At 66.6% G+C, this 1,150-nt stretch carries 2 protein-coding genes; both read right to left on the bottom strand.

The genetic code is table 11. From position 1 onward, the window contains the following. Positions 1–38 precede the first annotated feature (38 nt). Complete coding sequence (locus tag RX395_RS09705) at positions 39–881, bottom strand: IS3 family transposase (protein ID WP_316367256.1); 843 nt, start codon at positions 879–881, stop codon at positions 39–41. Between the two features lie 29 nt (positions 882–910). Next, positions 911–1,150 (bottom strand): helix-turn-helix domain-containing protein (locus RX395_RS09700; protein ID WP_316367254.1); only part of this gene is annotated, 240 nt, incomplete at its 5' end.

The following is a 1,150-nucleotide window of genomic DNA, read 5'->3' as shown; positions in this document are numbered from 1 at the left end:
TGAACTGCGCCCCAAATCTTGGACGCCCTAAATAGCGACTAGGCCGCAAGGGCCTGATTCCGGAACTCCTCCGGGGTCAGGCCCTTCAATCTTACCTGCCTCCGGCTCGTGTTCCAGTGGACTATGTATTCCTCCAGGTCGCGTTTGAAATCCTCGAACGTCTTCCACTCGCGGCCCCTGTAGAACTCGTCCTTGACGTGGCCGAAGAGCTGCTCGGTGGCGGCATTGTCGATGCAGTTCGCCTTCCTGGACATGCTCTGGACGATGCCGGCGGCCTCGAGCCTGGATGTGTATGAGGCGTGCTGGTACTGCCAGCCCCGGTCCGAGTGCATGGTCGGGGCGGCGCCCTCGGGGATCTTGGACAGCAGCTCGTCGAGCATCCTGACCTGCTGGGCCATGTCGGGCGTGGTCGATATGTCGCTCGCCACGATCTCCTTGGTGCAGAAGTCCAGCGTCGGGGCCCAGTAGGCCTTGCCGCCAGCCACCTTGAACTCGGTGACGTCCGTCCCCAGCTTCTGCCACGGGGCCCCGGCGTCGAAATCCCTCGCGATCACGTTCTCGAACGTCCTGCCGACGACGCCCCTGTACGAGTTGTACCTGTGGTAGGCCGTCTCGCGCCTGATCCCGCAGCGGATCCCCATCTCGCGCATCATCTTGAGCACGGTCTTGTCGGCTATCACGGCCCCCTCTTCCGCCCTGAGGCACATCGCTATCTGCCGGTGCCCGCAGCCGTTGGCGGTGCGCGAGAAGATCTCGGCGGCCGCCTCCCGGAGCTCGGGGCGCGTGGGCCTCGGCGGGTGCGCGAGGGCGTAGTAGTAGGTCGACCTCTTGAGCTCGGCGCATGCGAGCAGGTGCCCGAGTGCGTGCCCCTCGGCGCGCAGGGCCGCGACCGCTTCGGCCTTCGCCCTGGTCAGAGCCCGTCCCTCTCGACCAGGGCGCGTAATTTTTTTAGGTAGGCCACCTCGGCCTCGAGCCTACGGCACCGCTCCTCGAGCTCCTCCTCGCGGGTCCGCGGCCTCGCCCTGGAACCGCTCGGCCGGCCCTTGGGCCTCGGGCGCAGGGCCTCCGCGCCGCCCCGGCGGTATAGCGCGCACCACTTCTTGAGCGGCGACATCGACATTATGCCGAACGCCGCCATCGCCTCGGTCTT

Origin of the sequence: Collinsella aerofaciens (assembly GCF_032584215.1) — a bacterium.
Taxonomy (GTDB): Bacteria; Actinomycetota; Coriobacteriia; order Coriobacteriales; family Coriobacteriaceae; genus Collinsella.
The sequence above is the reverse complement of the archived record's forward strand: the minus strand, read 5'-3'. Positions and strand labels throughout refer to the sequence as shown.